The sequence below is a fragment of the Streptomyces griseus subsp. griseus genome (genome assembly GCF_000720255.1).
In the GTDB taxonomy this organism is placed as follows: domain Bacteria; phylum Actinomycetota; class Actinomycetes; order Streptomycetales; family Streptomycetaceae; genus Streptomyces; species Streptomyces griseus_I.
This window is the reverse complement of the sequence record NZ_JOJE01000005.1, coordinates 133117-159553: the sequence shown is the minus strand read 5'-3', so window position 1 is coordinate 159553 and position 26437 is coordinate 133117. Positions and strand designations below refer to the sequence as shown.

At 71.7% G+C, this 26437-nt stretch carries 23 protein-coding genes; 12 read left to right on the top strand and 11 right to left on the bottom strand.

The window, feature by feature from the left end; translation table 11 throughout:
• The first annotated feature begins 4 nt into the window (after window positions 1-4).
• Window positions 5-1498, top strand: a complete 1494-nt coding sequence (locus tag IG99_RS09035; protein WP_037672224.1) for an aromatic amino acid ammonia-lyase — start codon at window positions 5-7, stop codon at window positions 1496-1498.
• A 37-nt stretch (window positions 1499-1535) separates the two neighbouring features.
• Here IG99_RS09035 and IG99_RS09030 read toward each other — a convergent pair whose 3' ends face one another.
• The 6 genes from IG99_RS09030 to IG99_RS09005 form a co-directional block, all read right to left on the bottom strand.
• Entirely contained in the window at window positions 1536-2915 is a 1380-nt protein-coding gene (locus IG99_RS09030; RefSeq protein WP_037671709.1) for a glycoside hydrolase family 43 protein, read from the bottom strand.
• 380 nt (window positions 2916-3295) lie between these two features.
• A complete protein-coding gene (locus IG99_RS09025) occupies window positions 3296-3859 on the bottom strand; it encodes a GTP-binding protein (protein ID WP_037671707.1) in 564 nt (187 codons plus the stop codon).
• Window positions 3846-4202, bottom strand: coding sequence for a DUF742 domain-containing protein (locus tag IG99_RS09020; RefSeq protein ID WP_037671705.1), 357 nt, complete (start codon window positions 4200-4202; stop codon window positions 3846-3848). The genes IG99_RS09025 and IG99_RS09020 overlap by 14 nt, the downstream gene beginning before the upstream one ends.
• 1 nt (window position 4203) lies before the next feature.
• Window positions 4204-4635, bottom strand: a complete 432-nt coding sequence (locus tag IG99_RS09015; RefSeq protein ID WP_037672223.1) for a roadblock/LC7 domain-containing protein — start codon at window positions 4633-4635, stop codon at window positions 4204-4206.
• An 11-nt stretch (window positions 4636-4646) separates the two neighbouring features.
• Window positions 4647-7046 carry a sensor histidine kinase gene (locus IG99_RS09010; protein ID WP_037671703.1) on the bottom strand — a complete coding sequence of 800 codons (2400 nt, stop codon included), beginning with the start codon at window positions 7044-7046 and terminating at the stop codon, window positions 4647-4649.
• A gap of 103 nt (window positions 7047-7149) precedes the next feature.
• Window positions 7150-8163 (bottom strand): substrate-binding domain-containing protein, encoded by a 1014-nt coding sequence (locus IG99_RS09005; protein WP_037671702.1) that lies wholly within the window; start codon window positions 8161-8163, stop codon window positions 7150-7152.
• 428 nt (window positions 8164-8591) lie between these two features.
• Between IG99_RS09005 and IG99_RS09000 the strand changes: the two genes are divergently transcribed.
• From IG99_RS09000 to tatA, 3 genes are read left to right on the top strand one after another with little or no spacing between them, the layout of a single operon-like run.
• Window positions 8592-8993: an ArsR/SmtB family transcription factor gene (locus tag IG99_RS09000; RefSeq protein WP_394297987.1), complete on the top strand. Its 402-nt coding sequence runs from the start codon at window positions 8592-8594 to the stop codon at window positions 8991-8993.
• A 7-nt stretch (window positions 8994-9000) separates the two neighbouring features.
• Window positions 9001-11595: a magnesium-translocating P-type ATPase gene (mgtA, locus tag IG99_RS08995; protein WP_051865049.1), complete on the top strand. Its 2595-nt coding sequence runs from the start codon at window positions 9001-9003 to the stop codon at window positions 11593-11595.
• A 38-nt stretch (window positions 11596-11633) separates the two neighbouring features.
• On the top strand, window positions 11634-11864 hold the full coding sequence (gene tatA, locus IG99_RS08990) for a Sec-independent protein translocase subunit TatA (protein WP_037671701.1): 231 nt from the start codon (window positions 11634-11636) through the stop codon (window positions 11862-11864).
• 51 nt (window positions 11865-11915) lie between these two features.
• Here the strand turns inward: tatA and IG99_RS08985 are convergent, their stop codons facing one another.
• Window positions 11916-12356, bottom strand: a complete 441-nt coding sequence (locus IG99_RS08985) for a DUF6114 domain-containing protein (protein WP_051865046.1) — start codon at window positions 12354-12356, stop codon at window positions 11916-11918.
• A complete protein-coding gene (locus tag IG99_RS08980) occupies window positions 12356-13021 on the bottom strand; it encodes a DUF6230 family protein (RefSeq protein WP_037671700.1) in 666 nt (221 codons plus the stop codon). Before IG99_RS08980 ends, IG99_RS08985 begins: the two co-directional genes overlap by 1 nt.
• A 963-nt stretch (window positions 13022-13984) precedes the next feature.
• Between IG99_RS08980 and IG99_RS08975 the strand changes: the two genes are divergently transcribed.
• Window positions 13985-14623, top strand: coding sequence for a hypothetical protein (locus IG99_RS08975; protein WP_037671698.1), 639 nt, complete (start codon window positions 13985-13987; stop codon window positions 14621-14623).
• An 18-nt stretch (window positions 14624-14641) separates the two neighbouring features.
• On the opposite strand, the gene IG99_RS08970 is transcribed toward IG99_RS08975, so the two are convergent.
• Window positions 14642-15583, bottom strand: a complete 942-nt coding sequence (locus IG99_RS08970) for a lytic polysaccharide monooxygenase (protein ID WP_037671696.1) — start codon at window positions 15581-15583, stop codon at window positions 14642-14644.
• A gap of 392 nt (window positions 15584-15975) precedes the next feature.
• On the opposite strand from IG99_RS08970, the gene IG99_RS08965 reads away from it, so the two are divergent.
• The gene (locus IG99_RS08965; protein WP_037671694.1) at window positions 15976-17787 is read left to right on the top strand and encodes a S8 family peptidase; all 1812 of its coding nucleotides are present in this window, start codon (window positions 15976-15978) and stop codon (window positions 17785-17787) included.
• Window positions 17788-17877: 90 nt separating this feature from the next.
• Here the strand turns inward: IG99_RS08965 and IG99_RS08960 are convergent, their stop codons facing one another.
• Window positions 17878-18546, bottom strand: a complete 669-nt coding sequence (locus tag IG99_RS08960; RefSeq protein WP_037671692.1) for a ScbR family autoregulator-binding transcription factor — start codon at window positions 18544-18546, stop codon at window positions 17878-17880.
• Window positions 18547-18726: 180 nt separating this feature from the next.
• Here IG99_RS08960 and IG99_RS08955 point away from each other — a divergent pair, with 180 nt between their 5' ends.
• From IG99_RS08955 to cyc2, 4 genes are all read left to right on the top strand, one after another.
• Window positions 18727-19629 carry a ScbA/BarX family gamma-butyrolactone biosynthesis protein gene (locus IG99_RS08955; protein WP_037671691.1) on the top strand — a complete coding sequence of 301 codons (903 nt, stop codon included), beginning with the start codon at window positions 18727-18729 and terminating at the stop codon, window positions 19627-19629.
• 71 nt (window positions 19630-19700) lie between these two features.
• The gene (locus IG99_RS08950; protein WP_037671687.1) at window positions 19701-20357 is read left to right on the top strand and encodes a ScbR family autoregulator-binding transcription factor; all 657 of its coding nucleotides are present in this window, start codon (window positions 19701-19703) and stop codon (window positions 20355-20357) included.
• Between the two features lie 105 nt (window positions 20358-20462).
• Window positions 20463-21641 (top strand): damage-control phosphatase ARMT1 family protein, encoded by a 1179-nt coding sequence (locus tag IG99_RS08945; RefSeq protein WP_037671686.1) that lies wholly within the window; start codon window positions 20463-20465, stop codon window positions 21639-21641.
• A 110-nt stretch (window positions 21642-21751) separates the two neighbouring features.
• Window positions 21752-23914, top strand: coding sequence for a germacradienol/geosmin synthase Cyc2 (gene cyc2 / locus IG99_RS08940; RefSeq protein ID WP_037671683.1), 2163 nt, complete (start codon window positions 21752-21754; stop codon window positions 23912-23914).
• A 6-nt stretch (window positions 23915-23920) separates the two neighbouring features.
• Here the strand turns inward: cyc2 and IG99_RS08935 are convergent, their stop codons facing one another.
• Complete coding sequence (locus IG99_RS08935) at window positions 23921-24655, bottom strand: CTP synthase C-terminal region-related (seleno)protein (protein ID WP_037671681.1); 735 nt, start codon at window positions 24653-24655, stop codon at window positions 23921-23923.
• Window positions 24656-24749: 94 nt separating this feature from the next.
• Between IG99_RS08935 and IG99_RS08930 the strand changes: the two genes are divergently transcribed.
• The gene (locus tag IG99_RS08930; RefSeq protein WP_037671679.1) at window positions 24750-25604 is read left to right on the top strand and encodes a LysR family transcriptional regulator; all 855 of its coding nucleotides are present in this window, start codon (window positions 24750-24752) and stop codon (window positions 25602-25604) included.
• Window positions 25605-25784: 180 nt separating this feature from the next.
• Complete coding sequence (locus IG99_RS08925; RefSeq protein WP_037671678.1) at window positions 25785-26426, top strand: PDZ domain-containing protein; 642 nt, start codon at window positions 25785-25787, stop codon at window positions 26424-26426.
• The last annotated feature ends 11 nt before the right edge of the window (window positions 26427-26437 follow it).

Here is a 26437-nt window from a genome sequence, read left to right as displayed (position 1 = left end):
TGCCGTGAGCACCACCGCGGACGACCCGACGCGACCGCCCCCGGCCTCCGGGGGCGGTCCCGTCACTCTGGACGGCACCGGCCTCACCGTCGACGAGCTGACACGGCTCGCCGAGGGTGAGGCCGTTCCCGTCGTCGCTCCCGAGGCGTACGAACGGGCCCGCCGCTCCTGGCACTCGGCACAGCGGCTCGCCGCGTCGGGGCGCCTCTACGGCCGCGGCACGGGCGTCGGCGCGCACCGCTCCGTCACCGTCGACGCCGACGACGAGGTCGCGCACGGGCTGCGCGTCCTGCGCAGCCACGCCGGTGGCGCCGGGCCGTTGCTCCCGGCCCGCGAGGTCCGCGCGATGCTCGCCGTCCGCGCCAATCAGCTCCTCGCCGGCGGCTCCGGCATCCAGCCCGCCTTCGTCGACGCCCTCACCGAGGCCCTGACCCTGGGCGTCCACCCCGCCGTCAACACGTACGGCGGCCTGGGCACCGGCGACCTCACGGCCCTGGCCCAGACGGGCCTCACCCTGCTCGGCGAACGTCCCTGGCTGACGGACGCGCCCGCCGGTCTGCCCACCCCCGTCACCCTCCACCCCGGTGACGCGCTCGCGTTGCTCAGCAGCAACGCCCTGGCGCTCGGACAGGCCGGGATCGTCTGCCACGAGGTCGGGGTGCTGTCGCGGGCGACGCATGCCGTGGCCGCGCTGGCGCTGGTCGCGGTGGGCGGGTCGGGGGAGGCGTACGCCGCGTCCGTGCACGCCGTGCGGCCGTACCCGGGGGCGGCCCGGGCGGCCGCGGAGGTGCGGCGGCTGCTGGGGATGGCGGACCAACCGCAGGGCACCGGACGGCGGATCCAGGACCCCTTCGGCTTCCGGGCGTTCCCGCAGGTCCACGGCTGTGCCCTGGACGCCGCCGACATGCTGCGCCGGATCGTCGAGGTGGAGGTCAACTGCCCCTCCGAGAACCCCCTCATCGCCCCCGACGGCAGCACCGCCCACCACCACGGCGGCTTCTTCGCCGCGCCCCTGGGCCTCGCCCTGGACGGACTCGTCCTCGCCCTGCTGCAGACCGCCCAGCTGTCCGTCGCCCGCCTCACGGCCCTCGGCGACCCGGACCTCACCGGCCTGCCCGCGTTCCTCGCGTCGGGTCCCGCGAGCAGTTCGGGCACGATGATCCTGGAGTACACCGCCAACTCGGCCCTCGCCGAACTGCGCGCCTGCGCCGCTCCCGCCTCGGCCGGCCACGCCGTCCTCTCGCACGGCCTGGAGGAGGCAGCCAGCTTCGCCTCCCAGGCCGCCCGTCAGGCCCTGCGCGCGGTGGATGCCTACGCAACCGTCCTGGCCTGCGAACTCGTCACCGCCGTACGGGCGTTGCGACTGCACCCGGTGCCTCCGCCGGCGCCGGTCCTCGCCGTGGCGGCGGCCGCCCTGCCCGAGGGCACGGACGACCGGCCGCTGACGGCGGACGTGACCGCGGCGACGGAACTGCTACCCGCACTCGCCGCGCTGTGAGGCGGGCACGGGCGGGCGGTACCTGAGTGGCCCGGGCTCAGTAGCCGACGTAGAACGTCGCGTCCTGCTTCTCCGTCGTCGTGGAGATCGGGTCGATGCGCAGGACGTAGTTGGAGTGGCGTATGTAGCGGGTCGGGAAGTTGTGCGAGCGGAACGACGACCAGGTCGCGTCCGCCAGGCCCGCCGTGCGGTGGAAGGTCGCGTCCGAGGCGAAGGTCGACGTGCCGTCGTTGACGTCGAGGCGCAGCTCGTAGTCGTAGTGCCGCAGGTACCGGGTCGGGTTGTTGACCGACTGGAAGGAGACCCCCGTGCTGTCGGCCAGCCCCGGCACCAGCTTCCACTGCGAGTCGGGGTACGGGTCGAAGGGGTACGGGTCGATGCGGCCCACGTAGTTGCTGTGCCGCACGTAACGGCCAGGGAAGTTGTACGACTTGAGCCGGTTCCAGGCCGGGGCGCCCCACGCGGCGACCAGGTTGTCGTACTGCGCCGAGGTGATCGGCTGGATGCCGCAGTGCTTGGAGTTGAGCGGCTGGGTGTAGAGGCGCTGGTCGACCGGCGTCCAGGTGCCGGCCGCGAGGTCACTGCTCTGCCAGGCGTAGAAGACGCCGTTGGGGGTGTAGGTGTCTCCCCAGAGGTACCAGGTGCCGGACGACAGCGACTTGACCAGGGTCGGGGCCTCGGTGCCGCCGTGCGAGACCGCGGTGCTGAACGGAGTGAAGCTGCCGGGGTTGAGAGAGGTGGACTTGGTGCCGATGAGGGTGCCGTTCCTGTTGTTCTTGAAGTACAGGTAATTGACGCCGTTCACGCCGACCGCCATGTCACCGTCGATCGCGTCGTAGCCGGGGTCGAAGAAGACCTGCGGGGCCGACGCAGTGACGAAGTCGGTCGTGTAGTTGACCATGATGACGTTGTGGCCGCTGCTGTTGACCGCGGAGTAGATGAGCGCGTACTGCCCGCGGCCCGCGTCCCAGAACGCCTCGGGCGCCCAGCTGTGGGTGTTCATGTCGTGCAGCTTCAGCCGGTGGTAGCCGGTGAAGGTGCGCAGGTCGGTGGAGTTCCAGACGTGGACGTACTGGCTGACGTAGTTCCAGTCGGTGCCCTTGAGGTCGGTGGCCAGCACGACGAACGTGCCGTCCTGCTTGCGCAGGATGAACGGGTCACGCAGCCCGAGCGCCCCCTCGGTCGGCGTGACCACGGGGTTGTTCTGGTTCAGCGGCATCCACTGCAGACCGTCCCGGCTGACGGCCAGGTGCAGGCCGTAGTTGGCCTCGAGCATGGTCGTGGACTCGGTGAAGTACGCCATGACGTACGCCGAGTCGGCCGCCTGCGCGGAGCCGGACCCGAGGGCCAGGCTCAGCGGCACGGCGGCGGCCAGGCCGAGGATCGCGCGGCGGGAGGGTTGGGGGGCCGGGATCATGTGCTCTCCAGGGGGTGCGGGTGCCCTCAGGGCGCGCTCGACAACGAGCGATCGAAATACCGAACGTGGTTCGGTGGAGCGGTCAGAAGGTAGAGCTGGGGCGGGTGAGCGTCAATGAGACGGACGCGCTTGGCGGGAAACCGCCATGCGAAGAGGACGAGGTCCCTGCCCACTCGGGAGGGGCCTCGTCCTCGCGAACGTGGGTTGCCGCGTTGTCACGTCCCTCGGCAGCCGTAGACCGGATTTGATCCGTAGAACGTGGCGTCACCGAACGCGAAACTCCGCCGTCCGCCGTGGCCGGCCAGTACCCCTTGCCGCAGCTGTCTTCGTGCGCGGATCCGGGGGGAGGTGTGCGGACGGGGCGGAGGATCCCGCAGCCTTCAGACGGTGGCGATCAACCGGTCGATCAGCGCGATCAGGACGTCCCGGCACGACTCCCGCTCCCGCGCGTCGCACAGCAGCACCGGCACGTGCTCCGGCAGCGCCAGCGCGTCCCGGACGTCCTCCGGTGGATAGGGGTGCTGCCCGTGGAAGCCGTTGACGCCGACGACGAAGGGGATGCCCCGGCGCTCGAAGAAGTCGACCGCCGCGAAGCTGGCCTGCGGCCGGCGCACGTCCATCAGCACCACCGCGCCCAGCGCGCCCACGGCCAGGTCGTTCCACATGAACCAGAACCGCTGCTGCCCCGGCGTACCGAACAGGTACAGCACCAGGTCGTCGCCGATGGTGATGCGGCCGAAGTCGAGGGCCACGGTGGTGGCACGTTTCTCCTCGATGCCGACGAGGTCGTCGACGCCCAGGCCGGCCACGGTCAGCGGCTCCTCCGTGCGCAGCGGAGCGATCTCACTGACCGAGCCGACCATGGTGGTCTTGCCGACGCCGAAGCCGCCGGCGATGAGGATCTTCACGGTGTCGGGTGCGGCGGTGGGGTCAGAGCCGGCCAAGGCCGTCCCTCACTTTCTGCAGCAGGTCCAGGTCCGGTGTGCCGGAGACGGGATGCGGCGGACGGGCCGTGATCAGGCCCGCCTCCAGCAGGTCGCAGAGCATGATGACGACGACGCTCACCGGGAGGTCGAGATGGGCGGCGAGCTCCGCCACGGCGACCGGCCGCGCGCACAGCCGCAGTATCCGCGCATGCTCGGGCTGCGGCCGGGTGACACGGTCGGGCGGCGGATCCACCGCCGTCACCGTGGTGATGAGGGTGAAGTCGGCTCGGCTCGGCCGGGTTCGTCCGCCCGTGAGGGCGAACGGCCGTACCAGTCTGCCCGCCTCGTCGGCTCCGCTCACCTCACCCGCCGTTGCCGACGGCGGGGCCGACACCGGCCCGCGGGGCCGCGCTGAGATGCTCGCCGATCTTCTTCACCAGCATGTTCATCTGGTACGCCACCACACCGACGTCCGCGCCCGGCCCGGTCAGCACCACCAGATGGGCGCCGGGCCCCGCGGCCGTGAGGATCAGATAGCTGTTGGCCATCTCGATGAGCGCCTGGCGCACCGGACCGCCCCGGAAGTCCAAGCTCACACCCTTGCTGAGGCTCATCAGACCGGACGCCGTCGCCGCCAGCCGTTCGGCGTCGTCGCGCAGGAAGCCGGTCGACTTGCTGACCACCAGCCCGTCGTCGGAGAGCACGACGGCCTGGTTCACGTCGGCGACCCGGTCCACGAGTCCGGTGAGCAACTGGTCGAGAAGGGTGTTCGTGGCGGGGATGGGGCGTGTCATGGCGGTGTCCTTCATGAGCGGTCGGCGGGTGGGGTCGAGTTCGGGGAGGCGCCCGCGGCGGCCGGTTCCTCTACGTCGTACGGCGGTCCTTCGTCGGCCGGCTTCGTTTCGTCGTCTGCTGGAGCCCTTTCTTCGCAGGCCGGCTCCTTCGCTTGGTCGGCCGGCTCCCCTCCTTCGTCGTCCCGCGCCCGGAGCGTGCCGCGCTGGAAGCCGGCGAGCGAGGAAGCGGCGCGTTCCGCGGTGAAGTCGGCGGCGGAGTCGTCCTCCTCGGCGGGCCCGGCCTCCTCACGCAGCTCCACGGCCAGGCTGGTCTGCGGGACGCGCCGGGGCAGCGGGGTGAGTCCGTCGGCCCGGGCGGGCGCCGCGGGGGCGGCGACGGTGGCCGTACGGGCCGCGGCGGCACGGGACGGGAGCACCTCCCGGACGGGCCGCACCGACTCGGCCGCCCCGGTTTCCTCGGTCCCGGCCGGGGCGGCGGGGGCCTCCGGGACCACGATGTCGTGCGGGATCAGCACGATCGCCGTCGTCCCACCGTACGGCGAGGGGCGCAGCGTGACCGCGATGCCGTGTCGGTGGGCGAGCCGGGAGATCACGAACATGCCCAGCCGCAGGTCGTCGGCGAGCCCCACCACGTCGAACTGCGGAGGCTCCGCCAACTGCCCGTTGAGTGAGGCGTAGTCGTCGTCCGACAGCCCCAGGCCCCGGTCCTCGACCTCGATGGCGAGACCTTTGGCCACCACCGAGGCCCGCACCCAGACCGGGCTGGGCGAGGGGGAGTACACGGTCGCGTTGTCGATGAGCTCGGCCAGCAGATGGATCACGTCCGCGACCGCGGGCGGGGCGAGGCACACCTCCTCCTGGGTGTGCACCTCCACCCGCCGGTACTCGGCGACCTCGCCGACCGCGCCGCGCAGGATGTCGATCAGCGCGACCGGCTCGCTCCAGGTGCGCCCCGGCCGCTCACCGCTGATGATCACGAGGTTCTCCTCGTAGCGGCGCAACTGGCTGGCGGTGGAATCCAGTTCGTACAGCCCCTTGAGGACATCGGGGTCCTGGTGCTGGCGTTCCAGCGCGTCCAGCTTGCTGAGCTGGAGGTTCACCAGGTTCTGGCTCTGTCGGGCGATGCCGAGGATCACCTTCTGGAAGCCGCGCCGGATGTCGGCGAGTTCGACCGCGGTGTGCACCGCGGTGCGCTGCGCGGTGTTGAAAGCCTGGGCCACCTGACCCAGTTCGTCGTTGCCGTAGTCGAGCGGGGGTGTCGCCGAGTTCACGTCGACCTTCTCCCCACGGTCGAGCCGTGCAACCACGTCCGGCAGCCGTTCCTGCGCCAGGCCCAGTGTGGCCTCGCGCAGACCGCGCAGCCGGCGGGACAGTGACCGGGTGATCCGCCAGGACATGCCCACGCACAGCAGCAGCGCCATCAGGCCGCCGGCGCTCAGCGACGCGGCCTTCACCAGCAGTCCGTCGGCCCGGTCAGAACTACGTTCGAGGAGTGTGTTCGTCTGCTGCTGGATCAGGTTCGTGTAGTTCTCGGACAGCTTCTTCATCGCGGTGTGCCACCGCTTCGCCGCGTCCGGCAGAACGATCCTGCGGCCGTCACGGCTCGAGATGCGGGCGGCGAGCACCTGGTCCTCCACCGACTCCAGGGTCTGCCACTCGGGGCTCTGCAATATCCGTTCGGTCTGCGCCTTCGCGGCGCCGGTCAGGGCGGGGACGACCTGGTCCTGGACCAGCCAACGGCGTGCTTCCACGAGCTGCGCGTACTCGGTCCACGCCTGGCCGTCCATCTGCCCCGACGGCCAGGCAAGGGTGAGCTGGGCGTCCTCCTGGGACACCAGCTCCGCCGCGTGCTCCAGCGCGACCAGCGGGCCGGCCTGCGAGGTGAGGTCGCCGTCGTCGACCTGGGAGAGCTCCTGGAAGGCGTGGATCTGGTCGTCGATGATCGACGTGTACTGGTCCAGCGCCTGCTCGGCGGTGATGTCGGTGGGGTGGTCCACCTGCCCCCGGTAGTACTCCAGGCTGCCCACCGACGCGACGACCGAGTACATCCGGTCCGCGACCCGGTCGGGCGCCTTCTGGATGGCGTCGGACTGGCGCACCAGCTTCGCCACTGCCTCGTCGGTCTGCTTGCGGGCGGCGTCCAGGGCGGTCCGGGACCCCTTCGGCGAGGCCAGCCACGCCGCGGACAGGCTGCGTTCCCCCTGGAGCGCGAGCGTGGCCTCGGTGCCCATGGCCCCGGTCGACTTGCTCAGGTCCGTCTGCGCGCGCAGCCGCATGCCCTCCGAGAACATCTGGATCGTCGTCACACCCCACATCGCGGCGAGGGTGACGCTGGGGACCAGGGCCAGCAGGATCAGGGAGAGACGTATGGAGCCGAGACGGCGGCGCCGGGCACCTTTCCGTGGAGACATCGTCATCCTTGGGCGATCAGCGGGGAGCGAGGGGAGGGGACTCGGGGTGGGTGAGGTGAGGGACGGTGGGAGGAGTGAGGGACGGTGAGCGGGGGCCGCCCGGTCAGCGGGTTCCGTTGGAGGCGAAATGAGCGACCGCGGCGACGTTCGCCTTGGTGACGAACGCGGGGCCGGTGAGCACCGGCGCCACACCGCCGCCGCTGATATTGCCGTTGGTCTTGTACAGCCACAATGCGTCAACGGCCAGATAGCCCTGGAGATACGGTTGCTGGTCCACGGCGAACTGCACGTCCCCGTCGCGGACCGCCTCGACGAGGTCCTTGTTCAGGTCGAAGGTGGCCACGCGCGCCCTGCTGCCCGCCTTCTTGACCGACTTCACCGCGGCGAGCGCGAACTGCGCGCCCATCGTGACGACCTCGTCGATGCTCGGGTCCTGCTCCAGGCTCGTGGCGACGGCGGCGGACATCGCGTTCATGTCGGTGCCGTCCACGTAGAGCATGTCGGTCTCGCCGCCGAACGTCTTCTTCACGCCCGCGCAGCGCGCCTCCAGGCTGATGTTGCCCCGCTCGTGGATGACGCACAGGGTGTGCTTGACCTTCAGCCCGTTGAGCTTCTCGCCGACGGCCCGGCCCGCGACGCTCTCGTCCTGGCCGAAGTACTCCAGCGCCCCGGCGTCCTGCCAGGCGTTGACACCGGCGTTCAGGCCCACCACCGGAATGCCGGCCGCCTTCGCCTCGGTGACCGGTGCCTTCATCGCCTGCGGCTTGGCCAGGGTCAGCGCGATGCCGTCGACCCGGTCACGCACCGCGTCCCGTACCAGCTCAGCCTGCCCCGCCGGGTCGGAGTCGCTCGCGTACGTCAGGTCGATGTCGTCCTTCGCGGCCGCCGCCTCGGCCCCCTTGCGCACCAACTCCCAGAAGTCGTCGCCACGTCCGCCGTGGGCGACCAGGGCGACCTTGAGCCGTCCGGTGCCCGCCCGGCCCGCCGCGTCCGTGTCCGCGTCGGCCGACGTGCCACCGAACGCGGAACAGCCGGCGAGCAGCAGACATACGGCGGCTGCGAGAGCCGTGACGCGCATGGCTCTGCGGGGGGAGGGAGGCGGGAGGGGATTGTTCATCGGGGGGTGCACCTCGCTGTGCGGCAGAGCAGGAGGAAAGAGCGAGCGTGGCCGGAGCCGCGGGACGGACGCCGGCCGAGACACTTTCGCTGGCTCGGAGCCAACCGTGTGTGACCGGTGGTAGTCAAGTGAGCAACCACATGCAGTGAGTTGCCGCTGCCGCATCGTGATCTTAGCCTCGGAATCAATCCTCCTGTTCCTGGGGCGAGTTGGTGTATTCGCTCGATATTCGGACGTCAGTTTTCCTCAGCGGTGCGGGCACTGAGGCAGGGAAAGCCTCTTCCCCGGGCCTTGGCTGGAACCGATCGGTCCCGTGCCGGGGCCGGGGACCCCGTGCACGGCGCGCGGGCGGGGTGGGCGGGGGACCGGCGCCTAGACTGTTCCGGTCCCGTGACGGGACGCGGTCCGGGCACGGGAGGCGTGAGGCGGTGGCGGTCGGCAGGGGCGGCGGGATCGGCGGAGTCGGCGAACTCGGAGCGGCCGACGGGAGCTTCGCGGATCCGTCCGCCGACGTCCTCGCACGGGCGGCCGAGACCTTCGGGCTGCTGGCCTCGCCCGCCCGGTTGCACATCGTGTGGGCGCTGGCGCAGGGCGAGAGCGACGTGACCGGGCTCGCCGAGCGGATCGGCGGCGCGCTGCCCGCGGTCAGCCAGCACCTGACCAAGCTGAAGCTCGCCGGGCTCGTCCGCTCCCGCCGTGAGGGCCGGCGTCAGGTGTACTTCGTGGACGACCCCGACGTGGTCGACGTCGTACGGCTCGCGGTGGGCCGTCTGACCGGCCGTGCCGCGACCGGGGCCGAGGTCCCCGCGGCACGCCTGCGCGGCGTGTGAGACGTCCGTGGCGCCCGAGACGGCCACCGGGAACACGCCCTCCGCCCTCGGGGTCCTGCGGCGGCTGGAGAGCGGTCCGCGAGGGCTGACCGAGGTGGAGGCCGCCGCCCGGCTCACGGAGTTCGGTGAGAACGCGGTTCCCGTGCCGCGTGCGGTCTCCTGGCCCCGAGTCCTCCTGCGCGGACTGCGGGACCCCTTCACCACCGTCCTTCTGTGTCTCGGCGCCGTCTCCGCCCTCGTGGCCTCCTGGGGCACCGCGGCGGTGATCCTCGTCCTCGTCGCGGTGAGCTGCGTGCTGCGGGCGATCGGGGAGCACCGGGCCGACCGGTCCATGGCGGCTCTGCGCGAACTCGTCACCGGCACGGCCACGGTGCTCCGCCGCGCCCCCGACGGCACCGCACGCGCCCGCGAGATCCCGGTCACCGACCTGGTTCCCGGCGACGTGATCCACCTCGCCCCGGGCGACCTGGTCCCCGCCGACGTCCACCTCCTGAAGGCCCGCGGCCTCACGGTGCACCAGTCGGCGCTCACGGGGGAGTCGGCGCCCGTGCCCAAGGAGGTGGCGGAGGCGGACGTGGCCGCCGGGGTGGAGCGGGACGCCGGTGCTTTCGACCGTCCGTACCTCTGTTCTCAGGGGAGCGGTGTGGTCAGCGGGAGCGCCAAGGCCGTTGTCGTCGGCACCGGAACCCGGACGAGGTTCGCCGCCGGGCAGGGGGAGGCAGGGGCCGGGCGCCGGGAGGCCGGGGCGTTCGACCGGGCCGTGCGCGGGGTGTCCTGGGTGCTGATCCGGTTCACGCTGCTCATGCCGCCGCTGGTGCTGATGGCGGGCGCGGCGCTGGACGGACGCGCCCCGCAGACGCTGCCGTTCGCCGTCGCGGTGGCCGTAGGACTGACTCCCGCTATGCTGCCGGTGATCGTCACCGTCTGCCTGGCCCGCGGCGCGGCGGTCCTCGCCCGCACGCACGACGTGATCGTGAAGCGGCTTCCCGCGCTGCACGACCTGGGCGCGATCGACGTGCTGTGCTTCGACAAGACCGGCACCCTCACCCAGGACCGGCCGGTCCTCGCACGCTCGCTGGGCGCGGACGGACGCGACGACCCGGAGGCGCTGCACTGGGCGGGCGTCAACGCCTGGTGGACCCTCCAACTCGCGGAGGTGCCCACGCCCGACGCGCTCGACGAGGCGGTCCTGGAGGCGACGGGGGCGGTGGGCGAGGAGTACGACGGAGTGGGCGCCGTGCCCTTCGACGCGGTGCGGCGCGTCTCCACGGCCGTGGTCGGCGGCCGCCCGGGCACGCGTTTCCTCGTCACCAAGGGCGCCCCCGAAGCCGTACTGGAGCGCTGTGCGCTGGAGCCCGGCGAGCGGGAACGGCTCCTCGCGCTCGCCGCCCGGGAGGCGGACGCCGGGCTGCGCGTGCTGGCCGTCGCCACCGCCGAACGCCCCGCCCGCGCCCATGCCCGCACATCCGCCGACGAACGCGGGCTGACCTTCCGGGGCTTCCTCACCTTCCGCGACGCGCTCGCCCCGACCGCCACCGACGCCCTGAGGAGGCTGACGTCTCTCGGCGTCACCGTCCTGATCCTCACCGGCGACCACCCGGCCACGGCGGCCCGCACCTGCCACGACCTGGGCCTCGCCCCGGTCACGACGCGACTCGCCGCCGAGTGGAGCCCGGCCCCGGGGGCTCACGCCCCCCACACGCCCACCCTCGTCGCCCGCTGCACCCCCGCCGACAAGGCCCGCCTCGTCGCCGCCCTGCGGGACGCCGGGCACACCGTGGGGTTTCTCGGTGACGGGGTCAACGACGTGCCCGCGCTGCGGGCGGCGGACGTCGGGGTGGCACCCCGGGGTGCTCGGGGCGCGGCCCGGGAGAGTGCCGACGTGGTGCTCGCGGCCAAGGACCTCACGGCGCTGGGGCACGCGATCACCGCCGGCCGGTGCAGCAGCGGCGCCATCGCCTCGTACCTGCGCGTCACGCTCTCCTCGAACTTCGGCAACGTCCTGGCGATGCTCGCCGCCGGCCTGCTGCTGCCGTACCTGCCGATGCTGCCGGCCCAGGTCCTCGCCCAGAACCTCTGCTTCGACGCGGCACAGCTCGCCTTCGCCCACGACGATCCCGGCACCGCCGTACTCGGCCGTCCGACCGTGCTGCGCCCGCCGTCCCTCCTGCGCTTCCTGACCGGCTTCGGCGTGCTGAACGCGGCCGCCGATCTCGCGACCTTCGGCGTCCTGGTGCTGACCTCGTACGGGGCCCGCGCCGGTGACGAGCACACCGTGTTCCACTCCGCCTGGTTCACGGAGAACCTGCTCACCCAGGCGCTGGCGATGGTCCTGCTGCGGACGGGCCGCGCCGACCCCGACCGCCGTCGCACGTGGGGCCCACGGCCTGGTCCCGTCGCCCGGGCGGCGGCGGCCCTCGCCGCCGTAGGGCTCCTGTTGCCGCCCGGACCGCTGGGCCGTGCGCTCGGCATGACGGGGCTGCCGACGTCTTCCTACCTGCTGCTCGGCGTCGTCCTCGGTCTGTACGGGCTCAGCCTGAGGGCTCTTACCCGGCACATGTCTCGGAGTTGTACAGTTGCGCAACGCGGCAATCATTGCTGATGAGCCCGGGACGACCCGGTGAGAGGGAGGGTGCGGTCATGCTCCGCAACGGACTGGAACCCTGGCACCTGCTGGTTGTGGCGATCTTCGCGATCGTCCTGTTCGGCTCCAGGAAGCTGCCGGACACGGCACGGGCGCTCGGCAAGTCGATGCGCATCCTCAAGAGCGAGGCGAAGGCGATGAAGGACGACGATGCCGCGGCCGTCCCGGAAGCAATCCGTACGGCGTCCGCGGAAGCGTCCACGACGGGCACCGCCCCCACCGACTGAACACGCCGCCGCGCCGGCCCCGTCACAGGGGCCGGCGCGGCTGTGGAACGGTCAGGCGGGTCCGCCGGCCTGCTGCTCGAACGAGGACGGTACGGCGGCGGCCTTGGCCTCCCGCCGGGCGTCGTCCCTGCGCTGCCGGCGGCTCTGGCGCGGGTCCTGGTCGGGAACCCACCCGAAGGCGAGGCAACTGCCCACGACGCCGAGGAGCAGCCCGATGAGGAAGCCCCCGATGTTCGAGGTGAGCCACGTGCCCAGGGAGAGCAGGACACCGATGATCGAGTAGAAGAGGCGCTGTGCCGGGTTGAACAGGATCAGCAGCCCGATCAGCACCATCAGGGTAGGCAGGAGGTAGCCGGCCAGACCCTGCATGCCGACGTGCAGGATGACCGGCAGCGGTGCCTTCATCGTCACCAGGATCTCCGCGCCGCCCAGGGTGAGCATCAGCCCGCCGGGGAAGGGTCGGCGCGCGCTCCACTGCCGGAACCGGTTCATTACTTGCAACCCTCGCTGCTGAACTTCATGCGCAGGTCGGGCAGCTTGAACACGGCTGCGGTGGCCGCGTAGTTGTGCTGGTACAGGTCGGTGATGACGACCTTCTCGGCCTGCTGACCGTAGACGCCCGGCATGCCCTTGGTGTCGACCTTGTCGAAGGTGCTGGCGTCCCGGCCGATCTCGATGTTGTTGAACGCGGCGTCACCGGTGATCTCGTCCGAGTCGATGGCCAGGTTCTGGACGGCGACCTTGGTGCCCTTGTTGCCGGCCGTCAGGACGAGCTGGATGCCGCCGAGGTCGACGCTCTGGCAGAGGTTGGTCAGCTTGCCGTTCTTCACCACGGAGGTGACGACCAGCACGTCACCGCCGGTGTCGCCCTGGTTGGGGCTGTTCTCGATCATGTGGTCCAGTGAGCCGAACTGTGCGAAGCCCTCGCCTTCGAGCTTGTCGGCGGTGACGACGAACGGCATCCCGGAGATCGAGAACTGCACGCCGAGGGCTCCCTCGGCGGTGAGGATCGCGAGCCCCGCCGCGACACAGGTCGCGGGCACCGCCATCACGGCGGCCCGGCGCAGCCGGACCCGGCCGCGTCTCTCTGCGGAACCGCTTGCGGGGTTCTCGGGGGTGTTGTCGGCGGACGAGGTGACGTCCGAGGACGAGGCCATGTGTGCTCCCATGGGCATAGTCATGCGGGTTGGGCTTCAGATGGCGCGTTGTCCTGGCGCGGACAGCGGCTGTCGCGCACACCTCCTCACAACTCCCGGAAATCGCAAGGGCTTTCTCGTTACGCGTCAGTAGCCACTTCGGAAGTTACCGATGGTTACACCCAGGGGTCAAGGGCGTTGTGAAAAAAGGGTGTCCATTGTGTGTCACCCGTGGGTCACATGCCAAGCGGAGATCGACAGAGCCGCACTCTCCGCACAACTTTCCGCCGACTTCTTGACGCTGACGGAAGCTCAGGTCTACAACTCTCCCTGGTTCACCGGATCCGTGGCGCCGGATCCGCAGCGTGCCGGCCAACTGGGTGCGCGCTTCCCGGACTTACCTTTCTCACGGGCATGTTCTGCCCCCGAGTCCGCACCTTCCAGCACCACCCTGGCACCGGCACGGCCGCACTTCCCATCCAGGGAACCGTGTCCGGTCGCCCCTCCTGCCCGGCCCGGCCGGAGGCCACCCCCAGCGCCTCCGGCCGGTCACCGGCCGCCGTCGCTGCCGGTCCGTCACGTACGGAGAAGGCGTCACGGACCGGCGGCGGCGGAACCCGCGCCGCGCTCCCCATCAGCGCCCACCGGGCTTTCAAGCCCCTCAACCCGCACTCCGACCCCACGCCGCACGTCCCCACCCACCCCCCGCCGGACCGCACGACTTCTCACGCCGCGCGCCGCGCCTCCCCCACACACGCCGCACGACACCTCAAGCCACTCGCCGCGCCCCCACACCGGACGATCGGTCACACTCGCGCGCGACTCCCACCCCCCCCCCCCAGCCCGCGCGGCCTCCATGCCGCGCGCCGCGCCCCCAACCCCCCACACCGCACGACCAGTCACACCCGCGCGACACCCGAACACCACAAGTCCACATCCAGCCCCACCAGTTCAGCCCCCCACTCCCAGAAATGAGGCACCTTCATGCGTACGCGTTCCCTCCTCACCCTCGTCGGCACCGTCGCCGCTCTCTCGCTCCCCGCCGTCGCGCCCGCCGCGGCGGCCGACACCCCGGTGCTGACCGCGGGCGGCAACGCGGTCGCGGTCGGTGACGTCCTCACCGCGTCCCTGGCCAGTGGCACGGCCGCCACGCTCTACTCCAGCGCCACCGGTACCAGCGGCGTCTCCTGCTCGTCCTCGGCGTTCACCGCCACCGTCACCGACAACCCGACGGCGCCGGGCACGGCGACCGAGTCGCTCACCGGACACACCTTCGGCAGCTGTTCCGCGAATGTCATCGGCGTGCTCGGTGTCACCGGCGTCACGGTCAACAACCTGGCGTACACGACCAGCGTGTCCTCCGACGGCACCGTCCTGGTGACCCCGGCGGCCAACTCCACCATCCAGACCACGGTCGTGCTGCGCACCCTGCTGGGCAGCATCAACTGCGTCTACCAGGCGCCCAGCATCAAGGGTGTGGCGAACAACGCCGACAACAGCATCACCTTCACCGGCCAGGAATTCTCGAAGGTGTCCGGCTCGTCCCTGTGCTTCGCCAAGGGCTACTTCACCGCGAAGTACTCCCCGGTGACGGACGGCACCACGCCGGTCACCGTCAACTGACCCTCATAAAAGGGTAGTTCAGCGCCGACGCAGGCGCAGGAGAAGGGCGGCGCCGCCGGTGAGCACCAACACCGCCGCGGCGCCGCCCGCCAGCATGGGGGCCGACGGGCCGGACCCGCCGCCGGTCGTGGAGGCCACCGGCGCGCTGTCGGGTGCCGTGGAGCGGGCCCGGGCCTCGGCACTCGCCGGGGCCGACGCCGAGACGGGCGCGGAGCCGGAGGGCGTCCGGGTCGCAGTCTGCGCGGTGTCCTCGGCCGAAGCGGATGGCTTGCCCGCCGCCGGGCCCTTCGTCGCCGGCGGCGCCGCGGAAGCCTTCGCCTCCGGGAACACCACGTCGGAGCACGAGTAGTACGTGTCCGGCGTGCTGCTGTTCTGCCACACCGTGTACAGGACATGACGGCCCGTCCGGTCGGACGGCAGCTTCGCGCTCATGCGGTACGAGCCGCCCGTCAGTGCCGGGTCCGTCACCTGCGCGAACGGCCGTTCCGGCAGGTCGGACCAGGTCAGTGGCCTCGTCGGGTCGTAGCCGGGTTTCGTCAGGTAGAACCTGAAGGTGCCGGTGTGCGGGATCGTCGAGACGTAACTCATCTTCATCGTCCCGCCCGGGGTGAGGCGCGTCGACGGCCAGTCGGCGCGGGCGAGGTCGAGGCCCTTGTAGGCGGGCAGGCCTCCGCTGCACAGCTTCCCGTCGGGGATCGTCTGCCGGTCGCGGCCGTTCACGTTCGCCACGCGCAGGTTGTCCCAGGCCGTGAAGGGCGCGCCGTTGGATGCGACGGCGGCCTTGCACGCCGCCGTCCCGGCCCGTTCACCGCCGTCGGGGGAGCAGGCCACCACCCGGCTGACCGGGTTCGTGGGGGCGCCGTGCGCCTGGGCGGGCCCGGCCGCCCACAACCCGAGCAGGAGGGGGCTCGCGGCGGCGGCCGTCAGGGCGGCGGTGCGGTGTGCGGTCATCCGGGGCATCCGGAACGTCTCCTCGGCCGGCACGGAAATCGTCTGCTCCCAGGGAGTACGGGACGACGGCCCGGCGCGTTCAGCGCGTGTCACCCCGACCGCCAGGCGCCCGTCACACGGGCAAAGAAGGACATTCGCTGTCAACCGCCTTACGTCGAGGGTGGGTTTCCGGCCGGATCGAGGGTTTCCCCTGTATCCCTATGACCTCCGCTTTGCCTATCGTTCGAACACAGCTGACCCACAGGTAACCCCTGATCCGGTCGGCTCACGCGCCTGGCCGGCCTTCGCTCCGCTTTTCGACGCACCCCCTCTTCGACGCACCCCCCTCCGCTTCGACGACGAAGCGAATCGAACCGCGCCACTCCGTGCTGCCCAAGTACGGCCACGAAAGGCAAAAGCCCTTGCGTACCTCTCCCTCCCTCAGACGGAAGCTGATATCCGTCGCCGCGGTCTCCGCCGCCCTGTTGACCACCGGCACCGCGTCCGTCGCCGTCGCCCAGGAGTCCGCTCCCCGGGATGCCGCCGCCGTCCCGGCCGCGCAGACCGAGGCCGCCCCCGGCGCCCCCGCCGAGCGCCTCATCGTCGGCTACAAGTCCGACGCGGCCGAGGCCAAGTCGAACCAGGCCGCCGAGGCCGACGCCGCCGTCAAGGGCAAGGAGGCCGGCGAGGACGTCGACTTCCAGCGCCGCCTCGGCACCGGCGCCGCCCTCGTCGACCTGGGCTCGGACCTCACCCGGTCCGACGTCGCCGACGTCGTCGCGCAGTACAAGGCCGACCCGCAGGTCGCCTACGTCGTACCGGACCGCCTGAACCAGCCCAAGGCCGACCCGAACGACACCGAGTACGCCAAGCAGTGGGACCTGTGGGAGACCACGGCGGGCATGAACGTGCCGGGCGCCTGGTCCACCTCGACCGGCGCCGGGGTCACCGTCGCCGTCATCGACACCGGCTACGTGACCCACTCCGACCTCGCCGCCAACATCGTCGGGGGCTACGACTTCATCTCCGACACCGCCGTCTCGGTGGACGGCGACGGCCGTGACAGCAACCCGGCCGACCCGGGCGACTGGTACAACGCCAACGAGTGCGGCTCCGGCATCCCGGCCAGCAACTCCTCCTGGCACGGCACCCACGTGGCCGGCACCATCGCCGCCGCCACCAACAACAACAAGGGTGTCGCGGGCATCGCCTACGGCGCGAAGATCTCCCCGCTGCGCGTGCTCGGCAAGTGCGGCGGCTACGACTCCGACATCATCGACGCCATCACCTGGGCGTCCGGCGGCACCGTCTCCGGCGTCCCCGCCAACTCCAACGTCGCCAAGGTCATCAACATGAGCCTGGGCGGCGACGGCGCCTGCTCCTCGGCGACCCAGAGCGCGATCACCGCTGCCGTGAACCGGGGCACGACCGTCGTCGTCGCCGCGGGCAACGAGAACGACAACGTCGCCAACCACAATCCGGGCAACTGCAACAACGTCATCTCGGTGGCCGCGACCAACCGCACCGGCGCCAAGGCGTCCTACTCCAACTTCGGCTCCCTCGTGGACATCTCGGCGCCCGGCGGCCAGACCAGCACCGGCACCGCGAACGGCATCCTGTCCACGCTGAACTCCGGCACCAAGACGCCGTCGACCGAGAACTACGCGTACTACCAGGGCACCAGCATGGCCACCCCGCACATCGCGGGCCTGGTCGCGCTGATGAAGTCGGCGAACTCGTCGCTGACCCCGGCCCAGATCGAGTCGGCGATCAAGGCCAACGCCCGCGCGCTGCCCGGCTCCTGCTCCGGCGGCTGCGGCGCGGGTCTGGCGGACGCGGCCAAGACGGTGCAGGCGGTGGCCGGGGGCTCCGGCGGCTCCACGGGGGGCACCACCTTCACCAACACCACGGCCTTCTCCATCCCGGACAACGGCTCGGCGATCGAGTCCTCCATCGCCGTCAGCGGCCGCACCGGCAACGCGCCCTCGGCCCTCCAGGTCGGCGTGGACATCACGCACACGTACCGGGGTGACGTGGTCGTCGACCTGGTGGCGCCGGATGGCACGACCTACCGCCTGAAGTCCTCCAGCACCTCGGACTCCGCGGACAACGTCACCACCACCTACACGGTGAACGCCTCCAGCGAGGTCGCCAACGGCACCTGGAAGCTGCGCGTCCAGGACGTGGCCGCACAGGACACGGGCCGGCTCAACAGCTGGAAGCTGACCTTCTGATCCCGAGGTCGACCACGACGGTGACGCCATGAACGGGCGGGCCGGCCGGTGCGGATGGGCGCCGGCCGGCCCGTCTCGCGTCCTCGGGCGTCACACGTGCGTGGGCTCGAGCTCCGCGACCACCGGCTCGAGCGAGGCCAGGACGCGGGCGCCGCGGTCGGCGGCGCTGTCCAGGTGCGGCAGCAGACCCGGCACCGCGATGCTCGGCAGGATGTGGGACCACAGCACCGACAGCCGCTCACCGAGGTCCGCGCGCCCGGTCAGCGCCCGGGACATCAACTGGATGCCGGTGAATGAGCCGACGAGCATCTCCACCGTCTCCCGCGGCCGCACGGTCGGCAGCAACTCGCCCCGCTCCCGCGCCATTTCCAGCAACAGCGTCAGCCGCTCGGCCCACTGCCGGAACGGCTCGCCGTGATCCACGCTCGACGGGGTCTCCTGGTCCACCGCGAGCCGGACACTGCCCCGCAGCAGGGAGTTGCTCAGCAGCCGCTGACCGACCACGAACGTCATGTCGATGATCTCCTGCACCTTGCAGGTCTGCGGCGGCACGGCACCGAACGGCACCTGCTCGTCCAGCACCGCCTGGGCGAGGGACTCCTTCGACGGGAAGTGGAAGTACAGGGCGCCCTTGGTGACTTCGGCACGCTCGAGGACCATGGCGATGGTCGTGGAGGTGTAGCCGTGCTCGTCGAACACCGCGCCCGCGGCTTCCAGGATCGCCCTGCGCGTCCTGATGGCGCGCTCCTGTTTCGCCATAAGAGCCCCTCCGCGGCGCCGAGTCAGTCTGATTTTGCCTTCGTGTTCCCGGAACGGCCCGATCATAGGGGGTCTTCGAGTGATCTCCATTGAAAACAAACCGGTCGCCTCGTACTCTAACGCTCACCGGAGTGGACGGCTCACCGTCCGCCATGGCCTTCGGGGACCGTAGGGAGCGAGATGACTCGACCGCGGCAGGTTGCCGACGCCCCGCTCATGACGGCGACCGTCCCTCGTCAACTCGTACACCGCGCGGCGGTCGCGGAAACCTTTCTGACCGGCTGGAACAGAACCGGGGACGACCAATTCGTGGTCTCGGCGCAGTGGCCACGGTCCCACGGGTTACACGTGTCGTCCGACTGGTCGGCCTACGATCCGCTGCTCGTCGTGGAGACGGTCCGGCAGAGCGGCACGCTCCTCATGCACGCCTGCTACGACGTACCTCTGGACCATCAGTTCGTGCTGCAGGAGTTCCAGGTCGAGACGTTTCCCGCGTACCTGGCCGTCGGCGCGCTGCCGGCCGAGCTCGAGATCGAGGTCGACTTCACCGAGGTGGGCTACCGAGGCACCCGCCCGGCGTCCGCGCGCTACACGGCGCGCGTCCTACGGGCCGGCGCCCTGGTCGCGACCGCCGATGTGGCCTTCACCTGCGTCTCGGCCGCCGTCTTCCAGCGGTTGCGGGGCGGCCGCACACCGGAGGCCGTCTCCGCCGTGCCGCTCCCGCCCGCGCTGCCCGCCGCCGCCGTCCACCGCGTCCTGTCCCCGGACGTGGTCCTCGCCCCTTCCGGCCACCCCGACCGCTGGCAACTCCGCGTCAATACCGGACACCCCGTTTTCTTCGATCACCCCCTCGACCACGTCCCCGGCATGCTCCTTCTGGAGGCCGCCCGCCAGGCCGCCCACCTGCGCGGTGCCGACGGGGAGGTACCCGTGTCCTACCACGCGACCTTCCACCGCTACGCCGAACTGGATCAACCCGCCTGGATCGAGGCGAGCGGCGGTGACGGCGGCAAGGTTCAAGTCGTGGGCACGCAGGGTGAATCGACGGTCTTCGCATGTGTGGTCGGTACCAGCGCAGGGTGAGTTATGGTGTGCGGGGGGTAAGAAACAAACGGCACGACCCGTTCTTTAACGTCCCCAGGAGTGTCCAGCCGATGGCGAGGCAACTACGCGCCGAACAGACCCGGTCGACGATCCTCACGGCCGCCGCCGACCTGTTCGACCGTCATGGGTACGAATCGACCAGCCTGAGCGACATCGTTCAGCACGCCAATGTCACCAAGGGCGCGCTCTACTTCCACTTCGCGGCGAAGGAGGACCTGGCGCACGCCATCATGGAGCTGCAGTCCCAGGCCTCCCGGCGGCTGGCGGGCGAGGTGGACGACCGGGGCTGCTCCTCCCTGGAGGCATTGATGCGCCTGACGTTCGGTCTCGCCCGGCTGTCCGTCGAGGGCCCCATCACCCGAGCCGGCCTCCGGCTCGCCACCGGGGGAGTCGAGGCGCGCGCCCCACTGCGCCACCCCTTCACGGAGTTGCTCGATCTGATCTCGCGTCGGCTCGTCGGCGCGGTCAAGGAGGCCGACCTCCACCCGGACATCGACGTCGACGCCGTCGCCCACTCCCTCGTCAGCTTCTTCGTCGGCACCCGGGTCGTCGGCCGCACCACCGAACCCGTCACCCGGCTCCCGCGCCGGGTCGCCGAGATGTGGCACGTCCTGATCCGCGGCCTGGTCCCGGTGACCCGCCGCCCGCGCTATCTGACCCTGGCCACACGGCTGGAACGCGAGATCAGGGTGTACGAGATGCACTGAGGGACGCCGTGCCGGGCGGTTTCGTGGTCGCAGCGGACGCGGTGACGGACGCCCGGCCGACGGGCCGACCCGGGGCGGGTCCGGGCGGGCGGTACGGTGAGGCGTATGCCCGAGACTCCCTCCGCGCCCGTGATCCTCGGTGACCAGCCCGGCTCCTTCCCGCACGCGGTGCTGGCCGAACGGCACCCCGCGATCGTCCGGCAGGTGCGCGACGCCTTCCCGTACGGGCCGGAGCAGCACCGCGCCCTCGACGCGCTGCTGGAGAGCTGCGCCAAGGGCGTGATCGAGCCCCTGCCCGCCGACGCCCACGACGCCCGGCTGTGGCGGGACTGGGGAGTGGGGGAGCGGACGGGCCGGTCCTGGTTCGACGTGCCGTGGCTGTGGTCCGAGAGCTACTTCTACCGCCGACTCCTCGAAGCCGTCGGTTACTTCGGTCCCGGAGCCTGGCAGGGCATCGACCCCTTCCGCCCCTCCAAGCTCGCCGAGCTCGACGCCCGCGAGACGGACGAGGAACTGACCGCGCTCGACGACCTGGAGGGACGCCCGGCCGGTGAACGCGCCGCGGCTCTGCTGCACGGTTCCCTGTGGGGCAACCGGGCCGACCTGGGCTTCCGTCTCTCCGCCGAGGGCGCCGACATCGCCGCCCCCGCACCCGCCCTGGTCGCCGACGACAGCGACACCCTCTGGTCGCTGCTCCCCGCCTCCGGAACGGGCACCCTCTGCCTGATCGCCGACAACGCCGGCCGTGAGCTCATCCCCGACCTGCTCCTGGTCGCCCACCTCCTGGACCTGGGGCGCGTCGGCCGGGCGGTCCTGTACGTCAAGCCGTACCCGTACTACGTCTCCGACGCCACCACCGCCGACGTCGTCGACGCGCTGCGCCGACTCACGGCGGCTCCGGGCGCGGCCGCCACGTACGGCTGGCGCCTGTGGTCCGCCATGGCCGACGGCAATCTCACCGTGCGGGCCCACCCGTTCGCCGCCGCCCCGCTGCCGTTCGAGGAGATGCCCGCCGACCTCCGCGCGGAGTTGGGCGCGGCCACGCTCACGATCGTCAAGGGCGACCTCAACTACCGCCGCCTGGTCGGCGACCGATGGTGGCCGCCCACCACGAAGTTCGCCGAGGTGACCGCCCACTTCCCGGGCCCGGTCGCCGCCCTGCGCACCCTGAAGTCCGACGTGATCACGGGACTCGACGCCGCCACGGAGGCCGCGCTGGTGGCTGCCGAGGAGCAGCGCTGGCGAACGGGCGGGACGCATGCGCTGATCCAGGTCCGACGCTGACTTGGCATCAACTCCGCCGCGGAGTACGGAACACCGGGCCGATTCACGCGATGGTGTGATCATGTCCCGCTCGGCGGATGGCCGTCGGGAACCCCGGGTAGGGCCCGGCCATGACGCAGCCGTTCGAACTCCCGCACTTCTACCTGCCGCACCCCGCGCGGCTGAACCCCCACGTCGACGAGGCCCGCGCGCACTCGACGCGGTGGGCGCGCGGCATGGGCATGCTGGAGGGGTCCGGGATCTGGGAGCAGGCCGACCTCGACGCGCACGACTACGGACTGCTCTGCGCCTACACCCACCCCGACTGCGACGGCCCGGCCCTCTCGCTCGTCACCGACTGGTACGTGTGGGTGTTCTTCTTCGACGACCACTTCCTCGACATGTACAAGCGCACCCAGGACCGCGCCGCGGGCAAGGCACACCTGGACCGGCTGCCGCTGTTCATGCCGCTGGACCTGTCGACGCCGGTGCCCGAGCCGCAGAACCCGGTCGAGGCGGGCCTCGCCGACCTGTGGGCGCGCACGGTGCCGTCGATGTCCGTCGACTGGCGCCGCCGTTTCGCCGTGGCGACCGAACACCTGCTCAACGAGTCGCTGTGGGAGCTGTCCAACATCAACGAGGGACGGATCGCCAACCCCGTCGAGTACATCGAGATGCGCCGCAAGGTGGGCGGCGCCCCCTGGTCGGCGGGGCTCGTGGAGTACGCGACCGCCGAAGTGCCCGCCGCCGTCGCCGGCACCCGGCCCCTCCGGGTCCTCATGGAGACCTTCTCCGACGCCGTCCACCTGCGCAACGACCTCTTCTCCTACCAGCGCGAGGTCGAGGACGAGGGCGAGAACAGCAACGGCGTGCTCGTCCTGGAGACCTTCTTCGGCTGCACCACCCAGCAGGCCGCCGACACCGTCAACGACATCCTCACCTCCCGCCTGCACCAGTTCGAGCACACCGCGTTCACCGAAGTGCCCGCCGTCGCCCTGGAGCAGGGGCTCGCACCGCACGAGGTGGCGGCCGTCGCCGCGTACACGAAGGGCCTCCAGGACTGGCAGTCCGGCGGTCACGAATGGCACATGCGCTCCAGCCGCTACATGAACAAGGGCGCCAAGTCGACCGCGCCCTGGCAGAGCCTGACCGGCCCCGGCACCTCCGCCGCCGACGTCGGCGCCCTGCTCGCCTCGGCCGCCGCGGAACGTCTGCGGGCCTACCGGCACGTGCCCTTCCAGAAGGTCGGCCCGTCGCGCCTGCCCGACTTCCACATGCCGTTCGAGGTCGAGCTGAGCCCGCACCTGGAGGGCGCCCGCCGCCGCCTCACCGACTGGTCGCACCGGATGGGCATCCTGGAGGAGGGCGTCTGGGACGAGGGCAAGCTCGCCGCGGCCGACCTCCCGCTCTGTTCCGCCGGCCTCGACCCGGACGCGACCGAGGAGGCCCTCGACCTCAGCTCCCAGTGGCTCGCCTGGGGTACCTACGGCGACGACTACTACCCGCTCGTCTTCGGCGCCCGCCGCGACCTGGCCGCCGCCCGCCTGACCACGGCCCGCCTGTCCGACTGCATGCCCGTCGACGGCGGGGAGTTCCCCGTCCCCGTCAACGCCATGGAACGCGCACTGATCGACCTGTGGACGCGTACGACGGCGGAGATGACCCCCGACGGACGGCGCACCCTGAGAGCGGCGGTCGACGTGATGACCGAGAGCTGGGTGTGGGAGGTGTCCAACCAGCTCCACAACCGCATCCCCGACCCCGTCGACTACCTGGAGATGCGGCGCGCCACTTTCGGCTCCGACCTCACCCTCAGCATGTGCCGGATGGGCCAGGGCCCCGCCATCCCGCCGGAGGTCTACCGCAGCGGCCCGGTCCGCTCCCTGGAGAACGCCGCCATCGACTACGCCTGCCTCGTCAACGACGTCTTCTCGTACCAGAAGGAGATCGAGTACGAGGGCGAAATCCACAACGCGATCCTCGTCGTGCAGAACTTCTTCGGCTGCGACTACCCGACCGCGCTCGGCATCGTCCACGACCTGATGACCCAGCGCATGCGGCAGTTCGAGCACGTGGTCGCCCACGAACTGCCCGTTCTCTATGAGGACTTCGGGCTGTCGGACGCGGCCCGGGACGCCATGGGCAACTATGTGGCCGATCTGCAGAACTGGCTGGCCGGCATCCTGAACTGGCACCGGACGGTGGACCGTTACAAGGCGGAACACCTGGCGCGCCGCACCCACGGCTTCGTTCCGGACCTGCCCCCCGCTCCGGTCCTGCCCGCCCGTCACTGAGCCCCGTCACACAGGTTGCCCCGCGCGCCGCGCCGCGTGCTCGGCCGCGGCTCGCGCCAGTCCCCGCACGGCGGGGTGCGGGCGCGAGCCGTCGCCGTGCAGCTCCGGCTGGAAGAGCGTCGCCAGGAAGAAGGGGTGGCCGGGGAGTTCGGCGATCCGCACCTGCCCCTCCGCGTCCCGGCCGGAGAACCGCAGGCCGTGCGCGCGCAGGGTGTCGAGGTGCCGGGACGGCCCGTACCGGCAGGAGTAGCGCTCGACCGTCCGCTCCGTGCCGAACACGGAGTGGGCGAGCGAGCCCGCCTCGACGAGCACGACGTCCTCGTGGCCGGCCAGCGAGCAGGCGAGCGGCTCGATGAGGAAGTCGGCGGCGTCGGGATCGTTCTCGGCGTGCGCCACCCGCGTCAGCCCGCAGACACCGCGCGCGAACTCCAGCAGCGCGTGCTGGAACCCCCCGCAGGTCCCGAGGAAGGGGATGCCCTCCTCCCGCGCGGTGCGGATCGCGGCCAGCACCCCCGCCTCGCTGCGGTACGGACTGCCCGGTACGACCCACACGGCGTCGAAACCCCGTACCGCGCCTTCGGCCTCCGCGTCCTCGGACGGGACCCAGTAGGCGTCGAGGAGGAGCCGCTCGCGGGCGGCGAGCGCGTCGAGCAGCAGGGGGACGCGGGTGTGCGAGACGACGTTGGGGGAGTGGTCGCCGACGAGGGCGACCCTGGCGATCTGAACAGCGTTTTCCGTCATGGCCTCATCCTCGACGCGGCCGCGAGTTCACGTCCAACGATGATTCCTGCACCCTCGATAAGCGGAACTGATGCCGGATGGGACGCTGGTGCCCATGGACCCGCACCTGCTGCGCACCTACGTGACCGTGGCCCGGCTGGCCTCCTTCTCCGAGGCCGCCCGCGCGTTGGGCTACACCCAGTCCGCGGTCTCCCAGCACATCGCCGCGCTCGAACAGGACCTCGGCGCCCCGCTGCTCACCCGCCGCCCCGTCGCCCCCACGGCGGCCGGCGAGCGGCTCCTCGAACACGCGGGTCCGCTGCTGCTGCGTCTGGACGCGGCCCGCGCCGACGTCGCCCGGATCGCGAACGCGCCCGAGCACGGGCTGACGCTCGCGGCGACACCTACCGCGCTCGGCCCCCGAACCCTCGCCGCGCTGCCCGCCGCGGGTGTGACACTGCGCGTGCTGACCCGCGACGAGATCCCCGGGGCCGTCGCCACCGGAGCGGCCGACCTGGGCCTGATCGACGGCCTGGCCGCACCCCACGACCCGCTCCGGCTGCCGGACGTGGCACCGCTGACCACATACGCGGTGGCGGAGGAACCGGTCTGCGTCCTGCTGCCCGGCACGCATCCGCTGGCGCGGCGCCCCACACTGCGCCTCGGCGACCTCTCCGACGCCCGCTGGCTGGACGCCCCCGACGCGGGCCTGCCGCTCGCCCACCTGCGCGCCGCGAACGGCGGCCGCGGCTTCCGCCCCGCACTGCGCTACGACGGCACCGACATACGCACCCTCACCGCCCTCTCCGCGGCCGGCCACGGCCTCACCCTGCTCCCCTCCTCGGCGGCCGCCGACGTCCCGGGCGCCGTCGCCGTCCCCGTCACCCACCCCCGGCTCATCCACCGTGTCGAGCTCCTCCACACGGGAAGCCCGGGAGGAGCGGCGGCGGCTTTGGCCGCGGCGCTGTGACGGCTGCGGTCCGCGCCGCCCACCCGGCCCGTCGAGTGCCGTGACGGCTATGGCTTCCCGCTTGCGACGTCCGGTCAGTCTCACTCTTTCGTGGCACGTCGGGCGCCGGTGTGCCGGGTAGTGCACTCCGGCGGCGATCCGTATCCGCCGGAGGCGGCCCGCACGAGCCGGAGGCGATCCATGGAACAGACAGCGTTGCGTCCCAAGCCCATGCCGGGCGGCGAGCCCGGCACGGGCGGCGGCACGACGGAGGGACCCACGCGGCGCCCGCACGCCGCGCGCCGTCGCGGCGGACTGCTGACGAGCTCACTGTGCGGCCTGCTCGTCGGGACGGTCCTGCTGCTGTCCGGGGCCGGGCTCGGCGTGCTGGGCGCCACGGTGTTCGGCATGAGCGAGCTCACGGATCTGCGACGGCAGGCGGGGCAGGCGGTGTCGGGAGCGGCGGGGGCGGCTGGAGCGGCGGGGGCGGCTGGAGCGACGGGGGCGGCTGGAGCGGCGGGGAGCCGGTCCGGCTCGGCCGGGTCGTCCACGGCGCCGTCCGCCTCGCCGGTGCCCGTCCGCGCGACCCTGGGCCTGGAGGCCGTGGACGCGGAGAAGGTGGGGGCGCTGGTCGTCGGCGTCCACGTGCCCGGCCCCGGCTACTCCGCCGGGCTGGTCCGGGGCGACGTACTCCTCACGCTCGGCGGGACCCGTATCGACTCCGCCGCCGACCTCGCCCGAGCGGTCGGCCGGGCCCGCCCGGGAGCCGAGGTCGTCCTGACGGTGCGCCACCGCGGCGGCGGCTACCAGCAGCTGAAGGCCGTGCCCGGCGTCGTCACTTGAGTCCGTTGTCG